This is a genomic window from Pseudomonas juntendi (assembly GCF_009932375.1).
Classification (GTDB): Bacteria; Pseudomonadota; Gammaproteobacteria; order Pseudomonadales; family Pseudomonadaceae; genus Aquipseudomonas; species Aquipseudomonas juntendi.
The window spans coordinates 1-937 of record NZ_BLJG01000443.1 but is presented as its reverse complement, the minus strand read 5'-3'; the positions used below and the strand labels follow the sequence as shown (position 1 = coordinate 937).

Annotated in this window: 1 protein-coding gene; it reads left to right on the top strand. The window is 60.0% G+C overall.

Annotation, left to right across the window (positions count from 1 at the left end; all coding sequences use genetic code 11):
• Window positions 1-403: 403 nt before the first annotated feature.
• A partial coding sequence (locus GYA94_RS26625; RefSeq protein ID WP_161893451.1) for an amino acid permease occupies window positions 404-937 on the top strand: 534 nt, incomplete at its 3' end.

The following is a 937-nucleotide window of genomic DNA, read 5'->3' as shown; positions in this document are numbered from 1 at the left end:
ATCCCCACCACCCTTGCCCAAACCCCCTTGCCCACGGTGTTATAGCCGCTATTGCCGTGTGCAGCAGCCGGTCCACAGCGCCTGGCTGACAAAACAACAAATGGAGGCGCCATGTACGCCGATCACTCCGCCTTTGAAGGCCCATACCACAGGATCGCTGCGTTTTTTCCCGAGGAAAGGATGCAACGCGTTGACGCCTGCGCGTTTGCAGGGGTATACAGTGCGCCGCGTTTTACCTGTGACCCCCTTGCGTACCGCGCACTCTTGATCACGCCTGGTTGACCCGCCCCGGCGGCACCTGAGGTCGAGAAACCCAAGGTAACCACCTTGCCCATTCCGCTGCGCCACGAGCGCGGTGGGTCCGATTCCGTCACAGATAAAAACAATGCAGGTGACTTCGTTCATGAGTGGACAAAACATGCATTCAGGCGAGCTCAAGCGGGGCCTGAAGAACCGTCACATCCAGTTGATCGCCCTCGGCGGCGCAATTGGTACCGGCCTGTTCCTCGGCTCGGCAGGCGTGATGAAATCCGCCGGCCCGTCGATGATCCTCGGTTACGCCATCTGCGGCTTCATCGCCTTCATGATCATGCGCCAGCTTGGCGAGATGATCGTCGAGGAGCCGGTGGCCGGCTCATTCAGCCATTTTGCCCACACCTACTGGGGCGGCTTCGCCGGTTTCCTGTCTGGCTGGAACTGCTGGGTGCTGTACATCCTGGTGGGCATGTCGGAGCTGTCGGCGGTTGGCAAGTATGTCCACTACTGGTGGCCGGAAATCCCGACCTGGGTTACCGCAGCCGCCTTCTTCGTGCTGATCAACGCCATCAACCTGATGAACGTGAAGTTCTTCGGTGAAGCCGAATTCTGGTTCGCCATCATCAAGGTGGTCGCCATCGTCAGCATGATCGGCCTGGGCGCCTACCTGCTGACCAGCGGC